General features: G+C 57.0%; 23 protein-coding genes and 5 pseudogenes. 13 read left to right on the plus strand and 15 right to left on the minus strand.

Annotated features, from left to right (window positions below; genetic code table 11):
- Nucleotides 1–17 precede the first annotated feature (17 nt).
- Together ATO67_RS19905 and ATO67_RS19910 are read left to right on the plus strand one after the other, a co-directional pair.
- Nucleotides 18–347 carry a nuclear transport factor 2 family protein gene (locus ATO67_RS19905; RefSeq protein ID WP_067653219.1) on the plus strand — a complete coding sequence of 110 codons (330 nt, stop codon included), beginning with the start codon at nt 18–20 and terminating at the stop codon, nt 345–347.
- Nucleotides 344–1,123: an SDR family oxidoreductase gene (locus tag ATO67_RS19910; protein ID WP_067653221.1), complete on the plus strand. Its 780-nt coding sequence runs from the start codon at nt 344–346 to the stop codon at nt 1,121–1,123. Before ATO67_RS19905 ends, ATO67_RS19910 begins: the two co-directional genes overlap by 4 nt.
- Nucleotides 1,124–1,151: 28 nt before the next feature.
- Here ATO67_RS19910 and ATO67_RS19915 read toward each other — a convergent pair whose 3' ends face one another.
- Nucleotides 1,152–1,619, minus strand: a complete 468-nt coding sequence (locus tag ATO67_RS19915; protein WP_067653223.1) for a MarR family winged helix-turn-helix transcriptional regulator — start codon at nt 1,617–1,619, stop codon at nt 1,152–1,154.
- Nucleotides 1,620–1,763: 144 nt separating this feature from the next.
- On the opposite strand from ATO67_RS19915, the gene ATO67_RS19920 reads away from it, so the two are divergent.
- The 3 genes from ATO67_RS19920 to ATO67_RS19930 all read left to right on the plus strand — a co-directional run bounded on the left by ATO67_RS19920 (nt 1,764) and on the right by ATO67_RS19930 (nt 5,123).
- Nucleotides 1,764–2,561: an alpha/beta fold hydrolase gene (locus tag ATO67_RS19920; protein WP_067653225.1), complete on the plus strand. Its 798-nt coding sequence runs from the start codon at nt 1,764–1,766 to the stop codon at nt 2,559–2,561.
- 466 nt (nt 2,562–3,027) lie between these two features.
- Nucleotides 3,028–4,338 (plus strand): hypothetical protein, encoded by a 1,311-nt coding sequence (locus tag ATO67_RS19925; protein WP_067653227.1) that lies wholly within the window; start codon nt 3,028–3,030, stop codon nt 4,336–4,338.
- Nucleotides 4,335–5,123, plus strand: a complete 789-nt coding sequence (locus ATO67_RS19930) for a COG3904 family protein (protein WP_067653229.1) — start codon at nt 4,335–4,337, stop codon at nt 5,121–5,123. Before ATO67_RS19925 ends, ATO67_RS19930 begins: the two co-directional genes overlap by 4 nt.
- A gap of 427 nt (nt 5,124–5,550) precedes the next feature.
- Here the strand turns inward: ATO67_RS19930 and ATO67_RS23905 are convergent.
- The 5 genes and pseudogenes from ATO67_RS23905 to ATO67_RS19955 form a co-directional block, all read right to left on the minus strand.
- Nucleotides 5,551–5,882, minus strand: a pseudogene (locus ATO67_RS23905) (helix-turn-helix domain-containing protein); the annotation flags it as partial.
- A 333-nt stretch (nt 5,883–6,215) separates the two neighbouring features.
- Entirely contained in the window at nt 6,216–6,386 is a 171-nt protein-coding gene (locus ATO67_RS23175) for a hypothetical protein (RefSeq protein WP_157940909.1), read from the minus strand.
- 186 nt (nt 6,387–6,572) lie between these two features.
- Complete coding sequence (locus tag ATO67_RS19945; protein WP_067653235.1) at nt 6,573–7,586, minus strand: ankyrin repeat domain-containing protein; 1,014 nt, start codon at nt 7,584–7,586, stop codon at nt 6,573–6,575.
- A 21-nt stretch (nt 7,587–7,607) separates the two neighbouring features.
- A complete protein-coding gene (locus ATO67_RS19950) occupies nt 7,608–8,618 on the minus strand; it encodes an alpha/beta fold hydrolase (protein WP_067653237.1) in 1,011 nt (336 codons plus the stop codon).
- Between the two features lie 13 nt (nt 8,619–8,631).
- Nucleotides 8,632–9,684 (minus strand): Rossmann-fold NAD(P)-binding domain-containing protein, encoded by a 1,053-nt coding sequence (locus ATO67_RS19955; RefSeq protein ID WP_067653239.1) that lies wholly within the window; start codon nt 9,682–9,684, stop codon nt 8,632–8,634.
- 54 nt (nt 9,685–9,738) lie between these two features.
- On the opposite strand from ATO67_RS19955, the gene ATO67_RS19960 reads away from it, so the two are divergent.
- Nucleotides 9,739–10,356, plus strand: coding sequence for a TetR/AcrR family transcriptional regulator (locus ATO67_RS19960; RefSeq protein WP_082760354.1), 618 nt, complete (start codon nt 9,739–9,741; stop codon nt 10,354–10,356).
- A gap of 64 nt (nt 10,357–10,420) precedes the next feature.
- Here ATO67_RS19960 and ATO67_RS19965 read toward each other — a convergent pair whose 3' ends face one another.
- From ATO67_RS19965 to ATO67_RS19975, 4 genes and pseudogenes are all read right to left on the minus strand, one after another.
- The gene (locus tag ATO67_RS19965; protein ID WP_067653241.1) at nt 10,421–10,981 is read right to left on the minus strand and encodes a TetR/AcrR family transcriptional regulator; all 561 of its coding nucleotides are present in this window, start codon (nt 10,979–10,981) and stop codon (nt 10,421–10,423) included.
- 2 nt (nt 10,982–10,983) lie between these two features.
- Nucleotides 10,984–11,448 (minus strand): nuclear transport factor 2 family protein, encoded by a 465-nt coding sequence (locus tag ATO67_RS19970; RefSeq protein ID WP_067653243.1) that lies wholly within the window; start codon nt 11,446–11,448, stop codon nt 10,984–10,986.
- Nucleotides 11,449–11,534: 86 nt separating this feature from the next.
- Nucleotides 11,535–11,806, minus strand: a pseudogene (locus ATO67_RS23585) (IS3 family transposase); the annotation flags it as partial.
- Nucleotides 11,807–11,911: 105 nt separating this feature from the next.
- Complete coding sequence (locus ATO67_RS19975; RefSeq protein WP_067653245.1) at nt 11,912–12,805, minus strand: LysR family transcriptional regulator; 894 nt, start codon at nt 12,803–12,805, stop codon at nt 11,912–11,914.
- A 120-nt stretch (nt 12,806–12,925) separates the two neighbouring features.
- On the opposite strand from ATO67_RS19975, the gene ATO67_RS19980 reads away from it, so the two are divergent.
- The 5 genes and pseudogenes from ATO67_RS19980 to ATO67_RS22600 all read left to right on the plus strand — a co-directional run bounded on the left by ATO67_RS19980 (nt 12,926) and on the right by ATO67_RS22600 (nt 17,221).
- Entirely contained in the window at nt 12,926–13,537 is a 612-nt protein-coding gene (locus ATO67_RS19980; RefSeq protein WP_067653247.1) for a glutathione S-transferase family protein, read from the plus strand.
- Nucleotides 13,538–13,590: 53 nt separating this feature from the next.
- Nucleotides 13,591–15,645: a 2Fe-2S iron-sulfur cluster-binding protein gene (locus ATO67_RS19985; RefSeq protein WP_067653249.1), complete on the plus strand. Its 2,055-nt coding sequence runs from the start codon at nt 13,591–13,593 to the stop codon at nt 15,643–15,645.
- A 79-nt stretch (nt 15,646–15,724) separates the two neighbouring features.
- A pseudogene (locus ATO67_RS19990) lies at nt 15,725–16,045 on the plus strand (IS701 family transposase); the annotation flags it as partial.
- A 578-nt stretch (nt 16,046–16,623) separates the two neighbouring features.
- Entirely contained in the window at nt 16,624–16,932 is a 309-nt protein-coding gene (locus ATO67_RS19995) for a type II toxin-antitoxin system RelB/DinJ family antitoxin (protein ID WP_067653253.1), read from the plus strand.
- Between the two features lie 41 nt (nt 16,933–16,973).
- Nucleotides 16,974–17,221 (plus strand): annotated as a pseudogene (locus ATO67_RS22600) (type II toxin-antitoxin system RelE/ParE family toxin).
- Nucleotides 17,222–17,365: 144 nt separating this feature from the next.
- Here ATO67_RS22600 and ATO67_RS22990 read toward each other — a convergent pair.
- Nucleotides 17,366–17,443, minus strand: a pseudogene (locus tag ATO67_RS22990) (IS6 family transposase); the annotation flags it as partial.
- A gap of 62 nt (nt 17,444–17,505) precedes the next feature.
- Between ATO67_RS22990 and ATO67_RS20000 the strand changes: the two are divergent.
- Nucleotides 17,506–19,044, plus strand: a complete 1,539-nt coding sequence (locus tag ATO67_RS20000; RefSeq protein ID WP_067653255.1) for a hypothetical protein — start codon at nt 17,506–17,508, stop codon at nt 19,042–19,044.
- 531 nt (nt 19,045–19,575) lie between these two features.
- Here ATO67_RS20000 and ATO67_RS20005 read toward each other — a convergent pair.
- The 4 genes from ATO67_RS20005 to ATO67_RS20020 form a co-directional block, all read right to left on the minus strand.
- Nucleotides 19,576–20,700, minus strand: a complete 1,125-nt coding sequence (locus ATO67_RS20005) for an NAD(P)/FAD-dependent oxidoreductase (RefSeq protein WP_067653257.1) — start codon at nt 20,698–20,700, stop codon at nt 19,576–19,578.
- 35 nt (nt 20,701–20,735) lie between these two features.
- Entirely contained in the window at nt 20,736–21,743 is a 1,008-nt protein-coding gene (locus ATO67_RS20010) for a Gfo/Idh/MocA family protein (protein ID WP_067653259.1), read from the minus strand.
- A gap of 28 nt (nt 21,744–21,771) precedes the next feature.
- The gene (locus ATO67_RS23745; protein WP_067653390.1) at nt 21,772–23,286 is read right to left on the minus strand and encodes an amino acid ABC transporter permease/ATP-binding protein; all 1,515 of its coding nucleotides are present in this window, start codon (nt 23,284–23,286) and stop codon (nt 21,772–21,774) included.
- Between the two features lie 104 nt (nt 23,287–23,390).
- Nucleotides 23,391–24,188, minus strand: coding sequence for an ABC transporter substrate-binding protein (locus ATO67_RS20020; RefSeq protein ID WP_245304049.1), 798 nt, complete (start codon nt 24,186–24,188; stop codon nt 23,391–23,393).
- A 267-nt stretch (nt 24,189–24,455) separates the two neighbouring features.
- Between ATO67_RS20020 and ATO67_RS20025 the strand changes: the two genes are divergently transcribed.
- Nucleotides 24,456–25,532: a LacI family DNA-binding transcriptional regulator gene (locus ATO67_RS20025; RefSeq protein ID WP_067653263.1), complete on the plus strand. Its 1,077-nt coding sequence runs from the start codon at nt 24,456–24,458 to the stop codon at nt 25,530–25,532.
- Nucleotides 25,533–25,650 lie beyond the last annotated feature (118 nt).

Consider the following 25,650-nt stretch of genomic DNA (forward strand, 5'->3'; position numbering starts at 1 on the left):
TAAAATTGGAGGAACCAATGACGATCAAACTTCCCATGGCCATCAAAGCGTATTTCGAGGCCGACCGGACAGGCAGCCCGGATGCGATCGCTGCAACATTCACCGAGAACGGCATCGTGAAAGATAAAGGCCTCACGCACCGAGGCCGTGATGCCATCCGCGCATGGATGGCTGATGAAGCTCAGCAATACAGCTACACGGTCGAACCCTTCTTCATTGCCACCGAAAATGGGAAATCCCAGGTAACGGCCCATGCCGTCGGCGATTTCCCGGGCAGCCCGATCAATCTGCGCTTCTTCTTCGTCCTCGCGAACGACAAGGTCGCCGAACTGGAGATCACCGTATGACACAGTTTCTCACCTTGCAGGGCCGTCGCGCTCTGATCACCGGCGGGACCTCGGGCGCCGGCGCTGCAACCGTGGCACTGTTCAATGAGCTCGGCGCCAGCGTATTGACCACCGCTCGTAAGAAGCCCGCCGACTTCTCCGGAGCGGCGTTTGTCGAAGCCGATCTGACCACCCCGACGGGGGTTAAGGCCGTCGTTGATGCGGTACAGCGAGAACTCGGCGGTCTCGACATCCTCGTGAACGTGCTGGGCGGCTCTTCGGCCCCGTCAGGCGGCTTCGCCGCGCTCACCGACGCCGAATGGGAGAAAGAGTTCAACCTCAACTTCTTCCCGGCAGTCAGACTGGATCGCGCTCTCATTCCCGGGATGATCGCTCAGGGAAGCGGTGTCGTCATCCACGTTACGTCGATCCAGAGAAACCTTCCGCTACCCGAGGCGACGACCGGCTATGCTTCGGCCAAGGGAGCTCTCAACACTTACAGCAAGAGCATCTCCAAGGAGGTTTCTCCGAAGGGCGTCCGGGTGGTGCGGGTCTCTCCGGGTTGGATCGCCGATCCGGGTGCCAATGGTCTTGCCCTGCGCATCGCCAAGGAAGCCGGCATCGAGTATCAAGCCGCAGTGCAGGTGATCATGAACTCCCTCGGCGGCATACCGCTCGGACGCCCGGCCAAACCAGAAGAGGTCGCCGATCTGATTGCATTCCTTGCATCGGATCGAGCCGCGTCGATTACCGGAACCGAGCACGTGATTGACGGCGGGACCGTGCCAACCGCTTGAGCATTTGGCCACCACACGCCATCGCAGGTCAGGCGGGTGCGTCCCATCCGCCAATCTGGGAGTAGATCGCATCACGCAAATGCCGCACGTCGCGATTCAACGCAGCGAGTTCCGGTGGTGTCTGCGTCGAGGCTGCAAGCAAGGTGTCGCTGAGGCTACCTGCCTTATGCTGCAAGGCACGACCCAGATCTGTCAGCCCAACCAGTACCTGCCGTTCGTTGTTCACGTTGCGCGTCCGACGTAAGTGTCCGGCGGTTTCAAGGCGCTTCAGAAGCGGTGTCAACGTGCTGGACTCAAGAGCTAGTTTGTCGGCGATAGAAACCACCGTTTGTTCGTCTTCCGCCCAGAGAACGTTCAGGACGAGATATTGCGGATAAGTCAGCCCAAGCTCATCGAGAAGGGGCTTGTATGCGCGCTGGATTGCGATGCCGGCGGTGTAGATCGCATAGCACAATTGGTCGTGCAGAGGCGGGGGATCGTTATGGCGTTGGGTCATTTTGAACTCCTGTAGACATCCATATAATCGAACTTATCACGAAAACCAATATCGCGATAAGAATTATGTTGACGCGGTTATCCAGATGTGAAACTTAATAGATATCGCGATAATAGTTATCGTAATTAAAAAAAGGAGAAAGTCATGACACGCAAGTCCATCACCACAATTTCCGCGATCGCAGCTGCAGCCTCACTGTCGGTTGCACTGCCGGCAGCGAATGCCGCCGACATCATTCCCAAAGATCAATCCGTCAGAAACGTCGTTCTGGTTCACGGTGCTTTTGCCGACGGTTCCGGATGGAAGGGTGTTTACGACAATCTGACCAAACGTGGCTACCGCGTCACCATCGTGCAGAATCCGTTGACGTCCCTTGCAGACGATGTTGCCGCCACCAAGCGTGCGCTCGAGCGGCAAGATGGTCCGGCCATTCTCGTCGGACATTCCTGGGGTGGAACTGTCATCACTGAAGCTGGCATCGATGAGAAGGTTGCAGGCCTCGTCTATGTCTCTGCTCTCTCCCCGGATGCGGGTGAAAGTACGGCCCAGCAATACGAAGGATTTGCGCCCGCATCGGAATTCGTCATCGAGACGACAAAGGATGGTTTTGGCTATGTCAGCCCGGCGAAGTTCAAGGCCGGTTTCGCGCACGATGTCAGCGATGCAGAAGCCGCGTTCATGAGCTCTTCTCAGGTTCCGATCAACATGTCGGCGTTCGCCACGAAGCTCGAAAATGCCGCTTGGCGCACCAAGCCCAGTTGGGCTGTTATTGCCACCGAGGACAAAGCCTTCGACCAGGCAATGCTGATTCACATGGCAGACCGCATCAATGCGAAAGTTACCAAGGTGTCGGCAAGCCATGCCCTGTTCATGACGCAACCAGCGGTCATCTCCGACACCATTGACCAAGCCGCCAAGTCCGTCTCCGCAAAAAAGCAATAAACGATTTAGCTTCATCGGGACGGTCGCGACCCTCCCGATGACGCTCAAACACATCTGTTGAACAGACCGCGGGCCTGAGCGAGATGCCGACAGGGTCGGAGACTTCCAGGATTCACTCGTCCCTTGCGACCATGACTTCAGCAAATTTACTAAGATTAATTCACGGAGGGCCGCACGTGAAACTGTATGCCGATGACGAAAATGTATCGGCGGTGTATGCGCTTTACGTGAAAACACGGGGCTCCGTTTGGTCGCCAGCGCTTCGATATCGCCTGAAGGCGGGCGGCTCAATTTTGCCCGCCTGTGCTTTCGCATCAGAAAGCGCATACTGCGGCTGCTTTCACGCAGGAATAACCAAAAGTTGATCAGCCATGGTGCACTGCGGGAGCCTCATGTTTTGGCAGCCTTGAATTAGCCGAATTTTGAGGCACGGTTAAGGAATACATTCCTCTTCCGGAGATCGCCCATGGCGCTTGGCGCATCGCATCGCTTAAAGGAAAGCCTGGCGGCGGTCGAAACGATGACACGTTTCGCCCTTGCCGTTCTCGCACTCGCTTCCGGCGTCTACACCTATCTGGGTGTGCGCAGCATTCTGGACGGATCGCCGACGGCGGTCTTTTTTGCCGCCATCATCTACTCCGCGTCGGTATCCGTCGGTATCTATGCCTTCTGGTCCTACATGGCGCGGTTTTATCCGCACGTCACCAGCCGTTCCAGCCGCACCGCCATGCTGGCGGTGATGGCCGTTGGCTGCGTGATGATCCTGGCGATGTCGAGCTGGTTGAATGCCGCTGCGCTCGCAGGATCGGCGGCACTTGAACAGCATCTTGCGGAAACGGTCGAGGATTACACAGAAGATCTGGATCAGGCGCACCAGAATGCGCTGGCCGCACAGAGCCTGTTGCCGGACATTCAACGCGCCAAGGAGCGTTTCACCCAGCTTGCGGCATCCGAACGACAGTCCGGCGCGCTGACCGGCACTACCGGTTCCGGCAGCGTTGTTTCACTGCTGTCGCAGATGTCGTCGCAACTGAACGAACTGGAAAACGGCATCAATGCCTCGCGTGAGCAGGTTACCAGCCTGTTCAACGAAGGCCAGAAACGCCTCGAGACCATGCGTGGTCTCGTCTCTGCACCCGGCGTCGTGGAGCCACGCGCAGACAAGTTCTCGTCGGAAGTCGTGGCCCTGACCGGCGTCATTACCTCGTTGGGACAAACCTCGATCGCTCCCTCCATCCGCCGTGCGGCCGACGATCTTTCGCTTGGCTTCATCGCTCCGATCCCGGACGGTGGCGAACAGGATCTGATCACCCGTCAGGACCGAGTGATGGAAACCATCCGCACCTCGGTTGCGGCGCAATCCAAGGTGCTGTCCGACGCCGCCGACGAAATTCTCTCGCGTGCTCCCGTGGCCGAGCGGCGTTTTGTGCCGCTATCGTCTGCCGAAGCCGTTCTGCGTTATGCTTCCGACTTCATTCCCGCATGGGCAGGGGCAATTTCCATCGACCTGTTGCCAGGTGTCCTGGTGTTCATTCTGGCCGTGGTGAATGGTGCAATCCGCAGGCAGGAAGAGACCATGCCGTTCGCCGAACGGATCACCGTGGCAGAACTGATGCAGACGCTGGCGATACAGAAGGCCATTGCCGCGGAAGCCATGTCAGCCACCGAAGTGCAGGCCACAGAAGATGCCATTGCCGAAGCCAAGGACGACACGGAGGCCAACAACATCACGAGTCTCGGTATCAACAAAACGCCGCGCAAAGGTCCCGCGACGTGAAAGCGGCATCCGCGCTAAAGGCCTTGATCAACATGGACGACGGCGTGCTGATGCGCGGCGCCTTCTATTTGCTGCTCGCGGCTGCGGCCGTCTTTCTGGTAATCGACATCCGGGAGATCAGCACGGCCGAAGCGGCACGACCGGGTCTTGAAACATTGCCGGATGTGCCGATCTTTCTCCCGCCGACGACCGTGCCAGAGGCGCCTGGCGCGCCGCCAGTCCAACCCTCGAGTCCGGAGGAAGTTTTGCGCAAGCCGATGACATTCAATCTTGTCTCGGGTGGCGTACTCGTTGCCGAAGGCACCATCGAACCCGGCGCAGCCGGCCGTTTTGCCAGCGAGGTCGAGGCCCGTGGCGAGTATATCAAATTGGTCTCTTTGAACTCACCGGGAGGTTCGGTCGATGACGCCATTGCGATGTCCAAGCTGATCCGGGAGAGGAATATCGCCACGAAGGTTGCGGAAAAGGCGCTCTGCGCCTCCTCCTGCCCAATTGTGTTTGCCGGTGGCGCGACACGATCAGCCGAAAAAGATGCCGTGGTGGGCGTACATCAGGTGTTCAATGCCGGCATCGACCGCCCGTCACCGGAGCAAGCGATGTCCAGTGCTCAGGCGACCACCGCGCGTGTCGCGCGACATCTCGATGAAATGGGGATCGGCGCGGGTTTGTGGATCCATGCCCTGGAGACCCCGCCGAACCAGCTCTATTATCTCACGCGCGCAGAAATGTCGGAATACCGGCTGACGACCGACGCAACCCCTGTGGCTGGAAACAGCGCTGGCTGACGCTCAATCAGACATGTCGAAACCCGGTAGCCATACCCGCAAAGCCTCGAAGAGGTGACCCGCACAACAGGCAATGCAGGCGTTTTATTGGTTCCGATAAATGACTGCTAGGTAAACAAGACTATCGCCTTGGCAAATCATGCGCAGTAACACGAGGGGAGGGCGTGAACTGCAAAATCGTCACCCACCGCAAGCCAGGCAACCATAGGCGTGCCAAGCGGGAGTATGCTGGTCGCGGCCGGTCCGGCCTTGTCATCGATCACGCGCTTCACATCGAATATGACGGGCCATCCTTCCTAGTTGGCTGGGAAAGCCCCCGGGGGGGGGCTGCGATCAACCTCCGCACTTTGAACTTGGCGAAGCAAACGGCGGCCGATGCGGGACCCAGCGCCGTCTCGATCGCCCGGCGGGGGATGTTTCACATATAGTCCGTCGGCAAATGATTGGTCGTCTGCACTCGAACGTCGCCAAAAAGCTTCCTGATCATCAGTTCCCTGATCTTCCTGGCATCCCAGTGTGGCTTGCTGTTCTTGGCAGGGACGATCATAATCTCATTGCATCAGGCAACCGGTTGGCACAGCGCACCGGCCGCCGGGACCGGTCCGTCAGTGCCTCCAACCCGCCTTGCCTGTAGCGAATGAAGATTTTGTAACCGGTCATGGGCGAAATGTCGAACTCTCGGCACAACTCGCTCATCCCTTCGCCCTCCAGACGCGGGGCGACAAAACATTGAGCAGAGAGGCGGGCGGTTGCGATCAATCCGCAACTAACCTATGCCGTTTTCGTCTTAAATCCCGATTCAGTTTCGGGCGGTGATCGGTATTTACTTTCGCGACCCCTTTGACCAAATTGAAAATACTATTAAAGCAGCTTGTGTTTAAAGTCAGGAGCTGCGTGTCCTCTCGTCGCAACAGAAGTCTCCTATCATCCGAGTATCTCATTTCGATAAGGTGCCTTTGATCCGATGATGATGAACCCGCGATGGACAGCACCGGTCGTAACATTGATCTTTGGCATATTTTTCTGGCAAGTCGTTTGTCATCTAGGCGACGTCAATGAACCTTGGGATGCCACCGCGTACTGGTACGCTGCCTATCCTTTATCAGTAATCATATCTGGAGTAATCGCGTGGTTTTCCGGTAAATTGTGGTACGCAGGAGCCATAATCACATTCGCGCAGTTGCCTGCGTTGGTCGTTGCAAACAACGACACTTCAATAATGATCGGCCTCCCTTTTTTGCTCGCCTTGTCGCTTCCTGCCATCGCGACATCCGCGCTTGCAACGCGGTTGCGACGTCGGGCTTGAGATTGAGAGGACGCTTCCCCCTCGCGCTGAACGCAATGAAGAGCTGCTAACAATCCCGGCAGAGAATTCGTGCTTAGGCTCATCGCCCCTCATGCGTCGCCGCGGCACTTGCTGCGACAAACGCAATTTCCGATGTGGCGTGATCAGGTGGTCTGCTGAGTGTCGCTGCTCAGGATTTCAACGATCCGGTCGTAGCCGTAGAGAGTAGCGAGGCTTAGGGGTGTCAGGCCCGAGTGGGTTTTCAAATCACGGCGAGCACCGGCGCGTACCAGGGATGCTACGGCATCCACATATCCATGCCACACGGCATCGTGCAACGCGGTCAGGCCATTGTAAGGACCCTGTGCATCGAGCTCAACCTGTGTGTCCCCCTGCTTTGTTGATGAGGTCAGAATATCGATGTGATCCACCTTTCCGAAGTAGGCAGCGTCATGAAGTGGCGAACCACGCATGAGACCGATGGTACGGCGAGGATCTGCACCAGAATCCAGCAATACGCGCACTATGTCGGCATGGCCTTCGCGAACTGCGAGACCGAGAGGCGTGTAGTCGTCATCGAACGTCCCGGTTATTGGCACCCTAACCTCAAAATCCGCGCCATCTGCGATCAATCGCTTCACCTCCTCCATATTTCCGGCCTTGACTGATGAGATGATCGACAAGCCCGCGATGTGCTCTTCATCCGCCTCATCCCGCTCCTCAATAAGCGCTACGATTGCTTGGAGGTCGTCGTGCTTGGCGATTTCGAGCGCGGTCTGTTGCCAGTAGTTCCGTATCGTGGTCCGAGCGCGACGCGACAGCAAAACCCGCACGGCAGATTCGTGCTTGTGAAGCACGGCATCCATCAAGGCGGTGTTACCGAGAACGGGCGACTGCTGATCGATGAAGGCGCCGTGGTCCAAGAGCATTCCGATGACGTCGGCGCTGCCGGACTGTGCTGCCTTGTGAAGTGCTGTTGCTCCCATACGAGGTTCCGTCGCCAGCACGTCCGCGCCGGCAGTCAGGAGCAAAGCAACAGCTTGTGCCTGCCCAAGCGCAGACGCGATCATCAACGGCGTGAGACCATCGGGGCCTCTAGCATTGACGTCGGCCCCGGCGTCAATAGCGCATTTGACCGAAGCAAGATCGCCTGTACGAAGTGCGTGAGAAAGTGTCATGGTCTTATGGTCCTTGATCGGTTAGGCAGTTGCTGTAACGGTGGTATTCAGGCCGTTCAGGAATTTGATGATTTCGGCATTCACGCGTTCGCGGGCTTCATGATGAGGCCAGTGACCAACACCTTCCAGGCGCACGACATCGACGAGCCCGGGCGCTGTCTCGCGCATCTCTTCCACGGTTGGTGGGACCGGGTGGAACAGTCGGCACAACCCGTCTGCATCGCCCCAAATATAAAGGGATGGCTGCTTGATCAGCACATCCTTGTAGGCAGCGAGATGCTCAAACGTTGCCTGCACGCCACGGTACTGGTTCAGACCGCCTCGGAATCCCGTTCGCTGGAACGTTTCGATGTTGTGCTTCACATAGGCTGGATCGGCCCAGCTCGGCAGCACGTCGGGGGCAGGTCGAAACATATTCCGCTTTGTGTCGATGGGGTCCCAGCCGGTTCCTTCAGCGGGCTCGCCTGAGAGCCAGTAAAGTGCACTGGGAATAGTCTTGCTCGCATCACGGATTCGGTCATCCGTCTCGGGCTTCATCATGTCGAAAGCATAATAGAGAGCGCTGAGACCGCGACTGCGTAACATGTCCCAGGTACTCAACTCGCCACGCGGCAGGAATGGAATACTGAGCGTTATGATCCCGTTGAAACGATCTGGTCGCATGACCATTGCCCGTTGTCCGTGGTCCGCGCCCCAATCATGCGATACGATCGTCGCGGTCGGTACCTGCAATGCATCAAGGATGCCAATCAGGTCGCCCACAATGAAGGCTCCGCTATAAAGTGCTGGATCATCCGGGGAATAGCTGTCGCCAAAACCCCGCATGTCCAGCGCGACCGCGCGGTACCCGTTTTCGGCGACGACTTGCATCTGGCTACGCCACGTTTCCACTGTGTCTGGAAAGCCGTGCAAGAAAAGCACGACTGGACCACGGCCTTGTTCAACGACATGGAAAGAGGCGCCGTTGGCCTCAATTTGCGAATGCTGTTCCGGGTAATCCGCTGCGGCTGATACATCATGAGGGTCACTCATTTTATGCTCCAATTTATACATGATCCGCGCCTTGTGGTGCGCGTTGGATCGGCTCCAATTCGATAACTTCTCCACCTGAGGCGCGAAGCCGCTTGAAGTATGTGGCGTGGTCGATAAGCTGGGCTGGGAAGTAGAGGCCCGATGGAGGCGTATCGCCTGCGAGACCAGCCAGGCGTTCAAGAACGAGAGCGACACCCAAACCCGTTAGCGGCATCTGACCACCGGGGTGAATGATCGCGTGACGTTTCCGAAGCTGCCGCCCGGCGTGATCCAGGCCCGAAAGGTTGATCATGATTTCAGTTGAGACCGGTCCGCCATTTCGGCGGGCGGAGCTCATTCCAATGGCCAAGTCGAACCGAATATCAGGTGCGCCGGTTGCGTTTGCCAGCAACAAGACATCGTTCGGCGAAAACATGTTCGCGTCCAACTCGGTACCGTCGATTGCGCGAACTTTGGATCTGGTCTCGTCGCCATGGCACCACCGCCACGCGCCAGCCGTTCTCATAAGAGCGGCAGCTCCCGCATGCATCTGGCGCTCAAGGTCTGCATTTGCTGCGGGTCCGAACGCCTCCTGTTCGTCGAGCACCGCCTCGATGTGAATGTTTTCCAGACGACCAAATTCTCGGGCGAACAAGAGTGACGGTACGCTTGTCGCACCTACTAGCCACTCTGTACCGAGGACAACGGGCGCGGCGGCAGGGTTTTGCATGAATGTCGCAGTTTCCAAGCCGAGTTCGCTGATGCTTGGTGAGATGTTGACGTGCCCGACGCCCATTTGCTGTGCCCAGCGGAGAGCCGCCCCGGTTTCATCGGTGAACAGCGTTGCGACTGCCGAGACACGCCGCTCACCTAGCCCCAGGTTGGACGCAGTGAGGTCCACGACCACTGCAGACGTGCCGTCGACAGCTGCTGCTGCTCGTATCGCGCGTTGTTCGTCGCGACCGCCAATGAGGATAGGTACATCAGGATGTTGGTCACGCAAGAAGCGTGTAGCCCAGCGCCCGACCTCACCAGCGCCGCCGATAATCAGGATTGGGTCGTGCAGACTTCCAGAAGCTTGTAACATTGCGGTACCTATGTTTTACTAATACCTACTTATGGTAGGTTACTAAAAGTAGGTATGCAAGTGGAAAAACCAAAAGTCGCTGCCGATAACAGGACGGCGGGTCGTCTTTCAAAGCCTGAGCGGCGTCAGCAGCTCCTTGAGACGGCGCGCCTGATCGTTCGGGAGGAAGGCGCCGATAGGCTGACGCTAGGCCATCTCGCAGTGCGTGCGGGCGTTTCCAAGCCTGTGACGTACGAGCATTTTGAGACCAGAACGGGTCTGTTGATTAACCTCTATCGTTGGATAGACACAGAACGCATTACCGCGTTTCGCACGCTTATGGCTCAGGATAATCGACCGGCGAGAGAGACTGTTTCGGCTTTGGCTAAAACCTATCTGGCTTGCGGAACCGACCAGGGTGACGAATTTCATGCTGTCGGCGCGGCGCTTGCAGGAAGCGAAGAGAAAGCAGGCGTTTACCAGGAGTTGGTCGACGCTGTGATCGAGATGTTCGTGGAAGTTCTACGGCCTCACTCAAGCTTACGGCCGGAATCGCTGGCGTTGGCTTCCGCGGCTTTGGTTGCAGCAGGAGACGCATTGACAAGCGCCGTTACGCGCGGGAATTGCTCTGCTTCTGAGGCAGCGGAGGTGTTTTCGAATCTCATTGGAGCTGTTGTCCAAGGCAAAGTCTAAAAAGAGGTGCAGGGCGCCAACAACCCTTAGTTTTTCAACATTAAGTGGCCAGAGCAGTCATCTTTCAATGGACCAGTAGTCGCCTCCGGAGCTGGTCCATGGCGCGTTGAAACACGGCTGGATTGTCCAGCGCGCGCGACAGCACTATTGCGCCTTGTATGGAAAGCACGGCGTCTTCCGATAGAATACGCGCCTGTTCATCGTGCTGGCCCTGCCGAACAAGTGCCGCTTGCAACGCGTCTACCCAGCTTGCGAAATAATCCCGAACGGCCCGCGAGAAGCGGTCTCGTGTATTGGAGACGGCCAAGGCACCAACCAGGCACACGCGTCTGCCGGATTTGAAGTAATCCGTGACAGCATCAAGCATTGCATCGATGGCAGCATTGGCATCGCTCCCGCTCCGCAATGGGACGTATACGGCATTTTCGAACCATTGCTCGATTTCGGTGAGGACAGCTCGCACCATTTCTTCCTTCCCGCCGGGAAAAAAGTTGTAGAGACTGCCCTTGCCGAGGCCCGTAGCCTTGCCAATCAAGGCAAGGCTTGCGCCTTCGTAACCGTGTTCACGGAACACTTCAGCCAGGGGAGCTATGGTGTCAGATCTTTCGGCGACCATGCGGGCCATGACTAGAGACCCAAATCGCTGAGGCCAGGGTGGTCATCCGGCCGACGGCCGAGCGGCCAGTGGAACAGGCGCTCGCTTTCAGAGATCGGCATCTCATTGATGCTTGCATGTCTGTGCGCCATCAGACCGTCCTCGGCGAACTCCCAGTTTTCGTTGCCATACGCTCGGAACCATCGAGCGCTATCGTCACGATATTCATAGGCGTAGCGCACGGCGATGCGGTTACCGGCAAAAGCCCAAAGCTCCTTGATGAGGCGGTATTCATGCTCCTTGTTCCACTTGCGTGTCAGAAATGCCAGCGCGTCGTCACGAGTCGTGCAGAACTCCACGCGGTTACGCCAACGCGTGTCAAGCGTATAGGCCTGAGCGACCTTGGTAGCATCGCGCGTGTTCCAGCCGTCTTCGGCAAGACGAACCTTTTGTATTGCACTTTCGAGTGTAAAAGGTGGGAGTGGAGGGCGTGACATGGGAGTCCTTTTTTCAATTTGTACTGCTCGGTACTTAGTTTACTGATCAGTACAATGTTCGTTGACGTGTTACCTGTCAAGCACGCAAGATCGGAAAGCGATCTATCGGCGACGAGCGTCAGCCACTTCCTTGTGTAATCATCAACCACGGTCAGAACCCGCAACCCGCGCCAATCGTTTAGCCGATCCGAGACGAAGTCGTGTCACCATCACTGGCTGCCCTAGGCATCGGCGCTAGCGTGCCTATCGCTCGTCTCCCACCGCCGCGCCTGCGCACCCTCCGCTTGTCCCCGCGATAGAGCCGGGAAAACTTTTCGTGGTTCACAATGCGAACCAGGAGCAGCACATGAATGCGTCTATCTGGCGATCCGATTAATCACCGCTTGCAGCGCGTCGTTATTCACCCTGCCTGAGCTGAGTTGCTTATCGAGACTGTCACGTAAACAGTGCCGAAGGGATTTGTCTATTTCAACAATGCCCTCAGCCGCGGCGTCGCAAAGTCCAGAAACGTCCTTAGTTTGAGCGGCATCAGGCCCACCGATAGATGAACGAGATGAACCGGCGATGCCTCTCGTTCAAAATCTTCCAGCAGCGGCACCAGCAAACCGGCATCGACTGCGCGCTTTGCTTGATAGGCCATGACCCGCGTCATGCCGAGGCCGGACGCTGCTGCATCTACCGCAGCTTCTGCCGTGTTGACGGAAAGGCGCGTCCGGATTGGCACCGCGATATCTTTTGCGCCATCGTGGAACGTCCAGAACCGTGTCGAGAGCACGCCTTCGAACGCGATGCAATCGTGTTGTTTGAGTCCGTCTGGATGGGACGGATGGGAATGCCGCTTCAGATAGTCGGGATTGGCATAAACGGTCGTGCGCGTGGAGCCGAGGGGGATAGCCATCAGGCTGCTGTCCGACAGGCGGCTGATGCGCAGCGCGACATCGATATGTTCGTCGGCAAGACTGATCGGCCGGTCGCTCATGATCAGGTTGATGTTGATGTCCGGAAACGCTTTCAGAAAATCCGTGACAACCGGCAGAACATGCAGACGACCGAAGACGATGGGCGCCGTCAGTGTCAGGTCTCCCTTTGGTGCGACGTATTCTCCGGTGGCGCGGCGTTCGGCTTCTTCTACCCTCTCAAGAATTTCGCGCGCTGCACTGACATAACTCTCTCCAGCCTCTGTGAGCAGCATTCTGCGGCTGGTGCGGGTGAACAGGCGAACGCCGAGAAGGCTCTCCAACTCTGAGATCTTGCGGCTGACCGTCGGTAGCGGCGAGTGCAATGCGCGCGACGCAGCGGAAAGGCTACCATGTTCCACCACTGACAAGAGAACACCCATGGCATCGAGACGATCCATATTTACCTTCCATAAAACGAGAGGGTGGTTACATAAATAACCGTCTACTCTAAAAATATGGTTCCCGCTAGGTTTGTCACGTTACCGGATGAAGGTGTCCGGACCTCAAGGGAGCAAACCATGAAACTCTATCACTTTCCGCTTTCGGGCCATGCGCATCGCGCTCGTCTTTTTCTTTCCTTGCTGAATGTGAAAGCTGAGATCATCGACCTCGATCTGGCGAACGGCGAGCACAAGACGCCAGAATTCCTGAAGCTCAACCCGTTCGGCCAAGTGCCTGTGCTCGTAGATGGGGATGTCGTCGTCAACGATTCCAATGCTATCCTAGTCTATGTTGCCACGAAGCTTGGCCGCAAGGACTGGATGCCCGACGATCTTACCTCTGTCGCAAAGATACAGAAGTGGCTTTCCGTTGCCGCCGGAGAAATTTCGTATGGCCTGTGCGCGGCCCGCCTGATCACGGTATTCGGAGCAGACTTCCGCGCCGACGAAGTGATTGCCCGCGCTCACCGGATTCTCGGCCTTATCAATGCCGAACTCGAAAATCACCGTTTCATCATCGGCAATACACCGACCATCGCGGATATCGCGCTCTATAGCTACATCGCTGGCGCACCGGAGGGCAATGTCGATCTGACGCCGTATCCGGAGGTCCGCCACTGGCTGGCGCGGATCGAAGCTTTGCCCGGTTTCGTCGCTCTTCCGAAAACGGCCATCGGCCTCGCAGCCTGACATAGCCTTGCGGCCGGGTGCTGGCCCGGCCGCCGTTTCCATAGGAGGTTCGAATGCCTGTTAAAGAACTCTCACCATCGTCACCCTGGCATGCGGGCGAACTGCAAATACAGCGCCACGCCGGTGTGGTCGAACAAATGGACCCTGTCGGGCGCAAGGTTTTGCGCACGTTCATGCTTGATCAGCATCGGGAGTTCTATCCGATGCTGCCGTTCATCGTCATCGGAACTGTCGATGGCGATGGCACGCCATGGGCGACGATCCGTAGCGGACGGCCGGGCTTTATGCAGGCGCCCGATGCCCTGACGCTCAGCATCGATGCCGCCAGCGATCCCGATGATCCCGCCGAAGCCGGAATGAACGACGGCGACCCGATCGGTCTGGTCGGCGTCGATCTCATTACACGCCGACGTAACAGGATGAACGGTACGGTCATTCGCAGCGGCGGCGATCGTTTCACCGTCGCCGTCGGGCAGAGCTTCGGCAATTGTCCGCGCTACATCCAGCATCGTCAGTTCAGCTTCGTACGCGATCCAGCAACGCGGCAATCTTCCGAAGTGATTGTTTCAGATAGGCTCGACGCACATCAGCGTGGCATCATCGAAGCCGCCGACACTTTCTTCGTGGCGTCCTATGTGGACCTGGAGGGTGAAGGACGGCAGGTGGATGCCTCCCATCGTGGTGGCCGGCGCGGTTTCGTTCGTGTCGATGCCGATGGTGGCCTGACTGTGCCGGATTTCAACGGCAACCTGTTCTTCAACACGCTCGGCAATTTCGCCGTCAATCCGCGCGCCGGGCTACTGTTCGTCGACCATGAGACGGGTGACATGTTGCAGATCGCTGGAAGCGTCGAGATCATACTGGATTCACCCGAGATCGCGGCCTTCGAGGGCGCCGAGCGTCTATGGCGCGTCATGCCGGAAAAGGTGGTGCTGCGCAAAGATGCACTGCCACTGCGCTGGAACTTTCTTCAAGATGGCATGTCGCCAAGCAGCTTGATGACGGGAGACTGGCGCGAGGCCGCAAGCCGCTTGAAGGTCGCGGCCCAGGCAAAAGCCTGGAGGCGCTTCCGCGTGGAGCGAACCATCGACGAAAGCTCGACGATCCGTTCGCTGTACCTTGCGCCGGTCGATGACGAGGCTGTCATCCCGCATCAGGCAGGCCAGCATCTGCCGATCAGCATCACGGATGGGACGGACACGATCCGCCGCAGCTATACGCTCTCAAGTGCTCCGTCGGACGGCTTCTACAGGCTGAGTGTGAAGCGTGAAGGCCGGGCATCCACTCTCCTGCACAAAATGCGCGAAGGCGACGAGATCGAGGCGCTATCACCAGCCGGAGCGTTCACAATCAATGCAACGGAACGCACCCGTCCGGCTGTGCTCCTTGCAGCTGGCATTGGCATAACACCTTTGCTGTCGATGCTGCGTCATGTCGTCCATACAGGTGACAGAACGCGTTATCGTCGGCAGGTTTGGTTGTTCAGGTCGTCGCGCACCTCTGCCGAAAGAGCATTCGACCGCGAAATCGGCGAACTGGTTGTGCGTAGCGAAGGGACCGTTCGGGACATCAAGGTGCTCGGTGCGCCCGATATCGACGGCGACGGCCTTTTCGATGCAATCGGGCGCATCGACATGGCGCTTTTGAAGGCACAGTTGCCGTTCGGCGATTATGACTTCTACATCTGCGGGCCGTCGTCCTTCATGCAGTCGATGTATGACGGGCTGCGCAGACTTGACATCGCCGATGGTCGTATTCATGCGGAAGCGTTCGGACCCTCCGGCCTGAAGCGCGATCACGCTGTTCACGTATCCGCGCAGCCGCGCAAGCCTGCCGCTTCGGTCCCGACGCCTGTCGTCTTCACGCAATCTTCAATAAAGGCGCAATGGAAGCCGGACGGCGGGACCTTGCTGGAACTAGCAGAGCAAAGTGGCCTCAGCCCGCCCTATGGCTGCCGCGCTGGAAATTGCGGGGATTGTCGAACGAAGATCGTCAAGGGTGACGTCAGTTATCTCTCCGAACCTAGCTATGCGGTAGAAGATGGCGAGGCGCTGATTTGCTGTTCGGTTCCTGCACAAGGGGAGGAGGGTTTGCAACTCGGATTGTGAGTGCTGCAAATTCGTTGTCAGACGACTTGTCGCGTGCCTGTAGCTCCGGAAGACATTTCCGCTGAACCTTCGAAGATAAACCGGGCTTTGGACGCGTGGCTTGTTGATCCGGCGCAATATCAGCGATGGCGATCTAGCATTCTTCACGACCTGGTGCCCGGCCGGAACAGGCATTCAGACGCTCGTATCCGTCGAAGGTCGGCGTTGGGCAATGGAAGATAGCTTCGAGACAGCCAAGAGCGAACTGGGCCTCGATCATAATGAGACCCGCCCGTGGCATGGTTGGCATCCCCATGTCTCGCTCGTCATGCTCGCCTTCGCAACGATGGCTGTGATCCGATATCGCGCCAATAATGCGGCACCCCAAAAAAGACCGAGGATGCCGACCATCAAGATCTGATCCGCTGGTCCATCCAAGAGGTCCGACGCATTGCTAATAAGCTTGCCCAGCGACGTATAAAGCCCGCCTACATTATTGCATGGTCATGTTGGAGACTAGCGCATCAGGCTCCCGCATGACGCGCTCATTTGAAATTAAAATGCAACTGTAATGTTAGGTTAGAAACCACAGAAATCGTTGGCCCCGGCGGTCTATATTTAACGGGGAGTAGTCTTGAGGTTGCCGTTGAGGGGTACCGTGACGACGTTATCCATTATCATCTACACCTGCTGGATGATGCCGGTTTTCTATGCCGGTGAGGATCAAAAAGCAGCCTTCAATTTCAGTAACCTTTCGTGGACTGAGTTGGAGCGACCACGAGTTCCTAGACAGTGTCCGACGCAAAGACGTTTGGGATCAATTATGAAAATGGCGGGAGGAGGCAACTTCGAGATCGCGAAGGCAGTTGCTGTCGCTTATATTTCTGAGCAGCTATGATCGCAGTTTGGTATCGCGCTTAAAAGTAGAGTGGCGAAAAGACGAACGCTAGATTTTGTAATTCAATTGCATTACTATTAGATATCAATCTGGAGATAGCTATGGCTGCAAATGCGCTCGTTCAAACTCGTATCGATGCTGACGTTCGTGACCGGGCGTCCCTAGTTCTTGAAGGTATGGGACTTACAGTGTCAGACGCGGTCCGCATACTGCTTACGAGAACCGCCAACGAGGGCATGTTGCCGCTTGAACTTTTTTCAGGCAGCGAGGCTCACGATACTTGGTTTCGTGCCAAGGTGCTTGAGGCGCTAAATGATACAAGACCGGATATTTCCGACGATGAAGTCGAGGCTCGTTTCGAAAAGCGTCGGCAGGCTGCGCGCAATAAGGCGGCGGGTATAACGTGTTGAGACTAACCTAGTTTCCGTTTGCTTTATCGGATCGCGACGCAATTTTTACTTTTATCGAGTTGGAAACCCGGCCGCCGCCATTTTGGTCAACGAACGCATCGTCGTTGCAGTCGGTCGCCTGATCGATTTTCCAGCAAGTGGCCGGGTTGGCAGAATTGCCGGGACACGCGAACTCGTAATTGGCGGAACGTCTTACGTCGCAGCGTACGCAATCACAGAAGCTAGGGTTCGAGTACTGCGTGTCTTGCACGGGGCTCAAGAATGGCCTGAAGATTTTCCAAATAGTTAGCCTGGTCCTAAGTCTTCCGGACCAAGGTGTTTGCGGTTCGTACCCCTTCAAGGCGTCAGGTCCTGACGTCTGGTCTCGCTATTATATTCGCGGATGCCGATCGGGCACAGGCACTGTAAAATTGTCAGCTGCACCGTAGGATCACAGCTCGTCAGTGATCATCACACGTGGCGAACACCATTGTCCTTTCAGAAGCTTCCGCATCAGACGCTTCGCAGGCTTGACATAGGGGCTGCGGCAATCTCACATGCGCGCGTTGATACGGCCAAGGGAGATTTATCGAGATGCGTCATGTGCTTACCACGGCGACGAGCGCCATTATTTTGGCTTTGACCACGGGGGCGTCCGCGGCGGATATCAGCCAGGGCGGCGCCAACGCCATACGTGACAATCTCAATCATCTGCTGCCCAAGGACATAGCCAAGAGTGCGCCTGTTACAGTCACGCCGGCCGGATCGCGCTACGAGATCGTCTATGACTTCGCCAAACTGCTGGCAAAGATCAAGAAAGAGGATTTCAACATCAAGGGCCTGGCGCCCTTCAAAATGTTCGCGAAACCGCAGGACAACGGGCTCTGGGATCTCGAAGGCAACAACAACCTTAATGTTACCGGCCATTTTACCGGGCCTGACAAGAAACGCTCGGACTTCACCTATTCGGTTGCCGACATGGTGTTTAACTCGGTCTTCGACCCGGCAATCAGCTATTTCCGTTCCGGTGATTTCAGCGCCAGGGATTTGAAATTCACCTCGTCCACCGATACCGAGGTGGTCAATATCAGCTTCGGCGACATGATCTACAAGTTGGCCTCCGCCGAAAGCGCCACTGCAGGACGCCTGGATTTTGTTACCAACGGCAAGTTCAGCACGTTTGCGGAGCAGGTCAGCAGCGAAGAAATGCCACCGATCCAGATCTCGGCAGACAGTCTGGATTTCGATGCCAAGGTCAATGGCATTGCAGCCAAGGACTTAAAGGAAATGGTCCTGTTCGTGCTAGATCACGCTGACCAGAAGCATCTCACCAAGGAGAGCGAGACCAAGCTCAAGGACATGCTCGGCAATGCCTTTCCGCTGCTGAGCTCGCTTGAGGAAACTATCAGGCTTAACAACTTCGCCGTCACCAGCGCCATCGGCGGCGGCGGCGCCAAGTCCTTTGGCTATCACATCAAGGTCGATGGGCCGAGCAACGCGACGCGCATCGGCGTGGCGATGGATGCTGCCGACGTGACGCTCGACAGCGTGCTAGTTCCTGCCGATTATACCGCCTTCTTGCCGCAGGCGCTCGATATCCAGTTCGGTGTCCCGGGCATGGATTTCGCAGCTCTCGGCGACGAGTTCATGAAGATGGACTTCACCAAGTCGACCGGCGACAGCGAGAAGGCGGGACAACAGGCCGCCGAGAAGCTCTTCCCGGGCGGTATCCTGAAGGTTGATTTCCCGAAGGTCAGCGCCAAGTCCAGCGTCTATGACGTTGAGGTGTCCGGGGAGCTGGAAGGCCGCGTCGATACCCAGACGGACTACAAGCTGAACGCATCGATTGTGGCGCGCGACTACGACAAGACGATCACGGCCGTGCAGGAACTGGCAAAGACCAATCCCGATATGACCCAGGCATCCTTCGGCTTGATGATGATCAAGGGTTTTGCCAAGGCCGATCCCGATGGCGCGCAGCGCTGGGACGTGGCGATTGCCAGCGACGGCTCGGTCAGCGTCAACGGCCAGCAGATCAAGGGGCCGGACGCACCGGCCACTGACGAGGCCGTGTCTTCGGACGAGGCGGTTCCCTCGGATGAGACAGCGCCTTCCGACGATACCAAGCCCTGATTGAAGAAGGCCCGCTCTGAACGCAGGCTTTTTTCGTCGGCAAGACAATGACGAAGCGCCGGTTGCCGGCCTTGCAGGCATTCGGGACGGTTTGCGTCTGGCAGCCGTGCTCGCTGCAAACCAAGCAAAATTCGCGCGTGCAGATGCTATCGGGACGGCCCGGTCGGTCGGGCCCGCCTGAACCATCCAGCCAATCATAATTACAGGCGATGTTACGGCCATTCGCCGCGATCAGCTGTCGCACGCAACCACGCACCTACTCGACCTGCTACAAATGTCGTTGGGCACTTAATCGGGTCTTCCTGAATTTTGTGCGTTCGATCGGTCAATTTTATTGGCATTATCCGGGCGCCGAGAAGTTTAGGTCCGGCCGTGCCGAATATTTCGCGCTTGATCTTCTTCCGTCGGCTGATCTGGCCTTCTGTCTGGCCATCTAGCCTAGCCTCGTCTCTGTCAGATACACCACTCCTCCCAAACCCAGCCCGAGTGTGGAGGGCGGCGCTCTGTTATCAAGTGCTGCCGCCTAGGTGTTCAGGCGTTGAAGCGTTCCGGTCGAAACGTCGCTAGAAGCGGATGTCGGTTGCCTGTCGCCATTTCGTGGGCTGTCAATTCGCCAATGATGAGGCCGAGAGTGGCGCCGCTATGGCTAAATGCGACGTGGCAACCTGGCACATTGGGCAATACCCCAAGCACTGGCTCGCCGTCACCTGGTATCGGTTTAAGACCGGCACCGTAGGAGGCCATTTCCAGCTTCGGTTGTCCGGCCAGGACACGGGACGCTTCCGTCAGCAGTCTGTCTATGGTGGATTGTTCGACTTCGTAGGAACCGTCGGCGCGCGTCACGACTTCGTCCGCTGCCCAATCGGCATCTATGGCGAAGGTGGCGTCCGGGGCGGGACGGATAGCAACACGGGGCGTGTTGAGTACGGCTGTCAACGGATGATTGATCTTTTTGGTGGTCACAACAAGGGCGACAGGGGTGCCATCGTCAATTTTTTCACCGAGTTCGGCAGCCATTGCTGGAACGGCGGGTCCGGTTGCGACGAGAACCGCATCAGCGATATGTCGCTGGCCTGCCGCCGTATCCGCACCAACAGCTTGCCCTTCTTCAACAGCAACTTGCGCCTTACCCTCGTCGGAAATGAGTACCCCACCGCGCTTGGCAAATTCTTTCATCAGATGAACGATAAGCGAGGGCAGATCTACCCATCCCTCGCCGGGATTGAAGATCGCGCCGATCCCAGTGATCGCGGTTGCTTCGACACCGGGCGTCATATTGGATACGTCCCCAGGGGTCAGATGCTGCGCATCATAAGCAAGCGATACCTCGTGGGCATACGCCGCCGATATCTCGTTGCCTTCGCCTTCCGGATCCCATGTCAGGCCACCATCGAACTTGAGCCAGTCGACCGGACCAAGCTGGCTTGACAATGTCCGATACCGGTCGATCCCAGCCATGCGCAGAAGGTGATAGGGGTTCGAGCGCATACGGGCTGAATTGAGCCACGATAACGAGCGGCCAGAGGCCCCGTTGGCAACTGGGCCGTCGTTAATAAGGGTGACGGAGACGCCTCGCCGCAAGAGATTTACGGCGGTCGAGACCCCGAAGATACCAGCGCCAATGATAACGGCTGAAGAGATTGTATTTTTGGACATAGGATTGTCTTTCACTCAGATTGCTATTCAAAAATTCAGAGGGTTTCCCATCGGCCAGAGATGGCCGAGCGAAAAAGGGCGTCGATGGCCCTCATATTGGCGATGGCGTCATCGAGACCTGGTAGCGGCGGGGTGCCAGAGAGAATTGCCTGCGCGAACGCGTCTGCCTGCAAGCGGTACTGGTTGGCAGATGCAATCTCCATCACCTCGCGACCGGAGCCTGAAAGATCGCGTCCATCATCCACGGTGATTGTGGTGGTCGCGTCGAGCGGAGCATTAAACGGCACATCGATTTCAATACGGCCCGCTGTTCCAAGCAGCGTTACCTTTTGCGTCAGAGCCAACTGTGTGGAGCAGGTAAAGCCGAGTTGACACCCGCCGGGAAACTCGAGAAGACCGCTGGCTAACCTGTCCGTTCCGAACTCTGGATCACGGTCGAAGAGGCCGATCGCGCGAAGGGGCTCGTTTGCGAAGGCATAGCGGGCTATGTTGAGGGCATAGCAACCGACATCGTAAAGGCCACCACCGCCAGTGCTTGGCTGATTGCGGACATTGTCCGGCTCGTTCAGAAAATAAGAGAACAAAATCTGGATCGCTCGCAGTTCGCCAATACGGCCGCTGGCTATAAGCGCATGCACCTTATGCCATTGCGGATGATGACGCACCATGAAGGCTTCCGCGACCGGCACCCGCAGGATTTTGGCAGCTTCGGCAAGCGATTTGGCCTCGTCAGCCGTAAGTGCGATGGGCTTTTCGCAAAGCACTGGTTTGCCGTGCTGCAACGCCTTCAGTGTCATCGGTACATGCAAATGGTTAGGAAGCGGATTGTAGATAACATCGATATCGGGATCCGCCAGTAACGCATCGTAGCTGCCGTAATAGCGCGGGATGGAATGCGCCAAAGCGACAGCCTTTGCCTTTTCGAGCGATCGTGAAGCGACTGCCTCCACACGACCAAACATGCTCGTCTGTATTGCGGGAATGACCGTACTTGTCGCGATGTCGGCGCACCCCAATACGCCCCAGCGGAGTGTCTTCGTCATTGTCAATCCTCTCTCTGATGTCGGTCGGTCACAATACTTCGGCGAGGAAGCGGCGCAGACGGGGGCTTTGCGGGTCGTCAAAGATACGCACTGGCGTGCCGGTTTCCACCACGCGACCTTCGTCCATGAAGACGACCTGATCGGCAACGCGTCGAGCAAAGCCCATCTCATGGGTGACGACCACCATTGTCATACCCCGCCCACCAAGCTCCGCCATCAGGTTGAGGACACCTTTGACGAGTTCGGGATCAAGCGCGCTCGTCACTTCGTCGAACAGGATGACTTCTGGTTCCATTGCCAGGGCCCGGGCAATGGCCACGCGCTGTTGTTGGCCGCCGGAAAGACCACCGGGCCGATGATGTTGGCGACTGGCCAGTCCCACATCGGCAAGGCGTGCCTTGGCAATGCGCTCTGCCTTCTCCCGGGGCATTCGCTTGATTTTGGTCAGGGACAACATCACGTTGTCGAGTGCCGTGTGATCGGGGAACAGATTGAAATGTTGGAATACCATGCCAACGCGGCGCCGCAGTTTCTCGGGCTTCATTGCAAGAATATCGTTACCATCAAGCAGAAGCGTGCCGCTCTTTGGTTCTACCAAGCGGTTGAGGCAACGTAGCAGCGTGGATTTCCCAGAACCTGACGGGCCTATGATGCAGGTTACGCTGCCCGGCTTGATCGTGAGGTCTACGCCTTTCAGCACCTCCAACTCGCCGTAGGCCATGGTCAAATCCCGAACATCGATGCTCCCGCCCTTGAATGCAGCGCTGGTATCCTTAGTCTGTTGGGCCCGGTCGAGTTCAGAGACCTCTTCCAGACCGCTGGTCAGGGTTGTCGACTTCTGCTTGCCAATGCGCAACCGCATATCGATCGTGTTGACCAAGTGCGTCAGCGGTACCGTGATGACGAGGTAAAAAATTCCGGCCAAAAGCAGAGGTGACAGGTTTCCCGTAACAACGGCCTGATCCTGTCCAACGCGAAAGATCTCGCGCTCAGAGGCGAGCAGGCCCAGGAAGTAGACGAGGCTGGAGTCCTTAACGTTGCCGATGAATTGGTTGACGAGAGCCGGTAAAACCCGGCGTATGCCTTGTGGTACAACGATCAGGCGCATGCCCTGGCCGTAACTCATGCTGAGCGCACGTGACGCTTCCATCTGCCCTCGATCAACGCTTTGAATCCCCGAGCGGAAGATTTCACCGATGTAAGCACCGGCGATAAGACTGAGTGCAAGAATGCCGAGAGGATAGGGAGAAGGCCCAAATAGATCTCGTCCGATGCGAGCAAAGCCCTGACCGATGAGAAGGATGGTAACGATGGCGGGAAGGCCGCGGAAGACGTCGGTATAGATACGCGCGGGGATGCGTAGCCATGGCGAGCGGGATATCCCCATGATTGCCAGGACCATACCAATAATGACGCCGAACACCGTGGACGCAAAGGCAAGAATGAGGGTGTTCTTCAGGCCCACGGTGATCATTGCAGGCAGGACTTCGGCCATCGCATTCCAGTCGAAAAAGCTTCGACTGATATTATCAAACCAGTTCATACGGTCTTCCTTCGAAGTATCTTTACCTGCCGGGCAGGACGAGGAAATGTGGCCATCAAGCGGCTGCTTGGAAAGCCCGACCAAGAGGCGGTCGGGCCAGCGCATTACTTCTTGGGGAGATAGGCTTCGGGCATCGGAGAACCTGGGAACCACTTTTCGTAAAGCGACTTCCAGGTTCCGTCCTGCATGGCGTCATGCAGACCTTTGTTGAAGGCAGCCTTTAGCGCGTCATTACCCTTGCGGATGACGAAGCCTGCGGGGGCGTCAAAGCTCGGAATGTTGATTGCGATCTTCAACGCCGGATAGCGGGCCGTGTACTCTTTGGCGGCCTCGTAGTCGAGGAAGTGGCCATCAACGGTGCCATTGTTCAGGCCGGAAATGGCGGAGTTGTTATCGGGAAATTTGACGAGATCTGTTCCCGCAAAGTTTTTCTCTGCATAAATTTCTTGCAAAGTGCCCTGTACCACGCCCAGGCGTTTGCCTTTTAGCGCTGCCGCATCCTTGATAGCAGCATCGGGCGTGACCACCGACAGATATCCGGCGAGGTACCCATCGGAAAAATCAACTGTTTGCTTCCGTTTGTCCGTCGTGCCAATGGCGGCGACCGCAACGTCGAAGCGACCGTTGGCAACCGACGGCATCAGCGCTGAGAACTCCTGGCCTGTGAAAATGACTTGGTCCTTTTTGAATCCCATCCGTTCTGCAACGTTCAAGAAAAGCTCAATATCGAAGCCGGTAAAGGCACCGTCCACTGTGGTAAACGTGTAGGGCTTCGCGTCGCCCATTGTGCCGACGCTGATCGTCTGCGGGTCGATCAATCCGTAAGGGTTTTCAGCCGCTCTGACAGCGTTTGTTGTTCCGCCGGCCAGCACAAGGCTGAGGGCGAGCGCTGCGGTGCGCATTTGCGCTGAAAACGAGAATTTTGGCAGGGCAGAAATCTTCATTTTGGTTCTCCGTCTCTGGTGGTTGTTTGCGGATCGGTTTCGCATGACACGGAGCATTAGCCGACGGAGGTCGCCCTCAGTCGTCACTTGCGTCACGGACCGGTTTCTCAATTGATTATTTCCACTGAGACCAGTCTCTTTTAGATTGAGACCGGTCTCTTTGTGGTCTCATGATTGTTATATTCGAGTTGACCGCTCGTCAATATCTCTTGTAAAGCTTAATCCATGAAAGAAATTCAGCCAAAGAATACTGCTACAACGGTGGCCGACGTTGCACGTTCAGCGGGGGTGTCGAAGGCGACAGCCGCCCGCGTCCTCGGAGGGTACGGGACCGTGAGCGACAAGGTCCGGGACGCTGTCAAGCTTGCTGCGAAAACACTTGACTACCGCCCAAACGAGCTAGCACGCAGCATGACCACCGGCCGGTCTGGCACGATCGGGGTTGTGGTAGGTGATATTGAAAACCCGTTCTTTGGCTCAGCCGTACGCGGCATCTCGGATGTCGCGCGTGCGGCAGGCTTCAACGTAGTACTGGCCACGTCGGGAGAAGATGTTGACGTCGAGCGCGCGGCTGTCAAGACGCTTGTTGCCAAGCGGGTCGATGGGTTGATTGTCTCGCCAGCGCAGGAGAGCGAGACCGAGCATCTCAAGGAACGAGGACGTGCGGGCCGACCGTTGGTTCTCCTCGATCGCGCCATTGCGACACTGGCAGTTGACAGCGTCACGGCCGACGATAGAGCCGCGTCGGAAGCCGTAACACGTCTGCTGCTTGACCGTGGCCACCGCCGTATCGCCTATGTAACGGCTTGCGACACGCCAACGCATCTCTACAATGATATTGGAGAGATACTGACTGGTTCCGTGCGAGAACGCATCGAGGGCTTCCTCCATGCTGGTGAGGAGGCAGGGCTCGCAAACATGCCCCAATGGGTGCGCTTAGGTGCAAACACGGCCGAGGCCACGCGTCAGTTGACCATCGATCTGCTCAGCGCCACTCCGCCTCCGACGGCGATCATTGCTTCCGATAGTCTTATAGCAATCGAGGTGTTCAAGATTGCACGTGAACTCGGCATCATTATGCCAGAGGCCCTTTCGCTTGTTACCTTCCACGATGCAGCGTGGACAGCGGTGACAACGCCGCCTGTTACGGTGGTTCGCCAGCCTGTGTACGAATTGGGCGAAGCAGCCGCCCGAATGCTGATCGAACGGTTAAGCGGTCTTGATAATCCTCCGCGCCAAGTCGTTCTTCCCACGAGACTGATTGAACGTGGCTCAATCGCAACTCTTTTTACGGGGCTCTAAACCTCACTCTCATAGACGTGGTGTAACCTTAAATCTTGGAAGCCGATGCTTCAGGCTCCGATTTTACTCCCACGGGTTCAATCCAGTCGTCCGACGTATCACTTGATATCGGATCCGG

It is taken from the genome of Agrobacterium bohemicum (assembly GCF_001562555.1).
Lineage (GTDB): Bacteria > Pseudomonadota > Alphaproteobacteria > Rhizobiales > Rhizobiaceae > Agrobacterium > Agrobacterium bohemicum.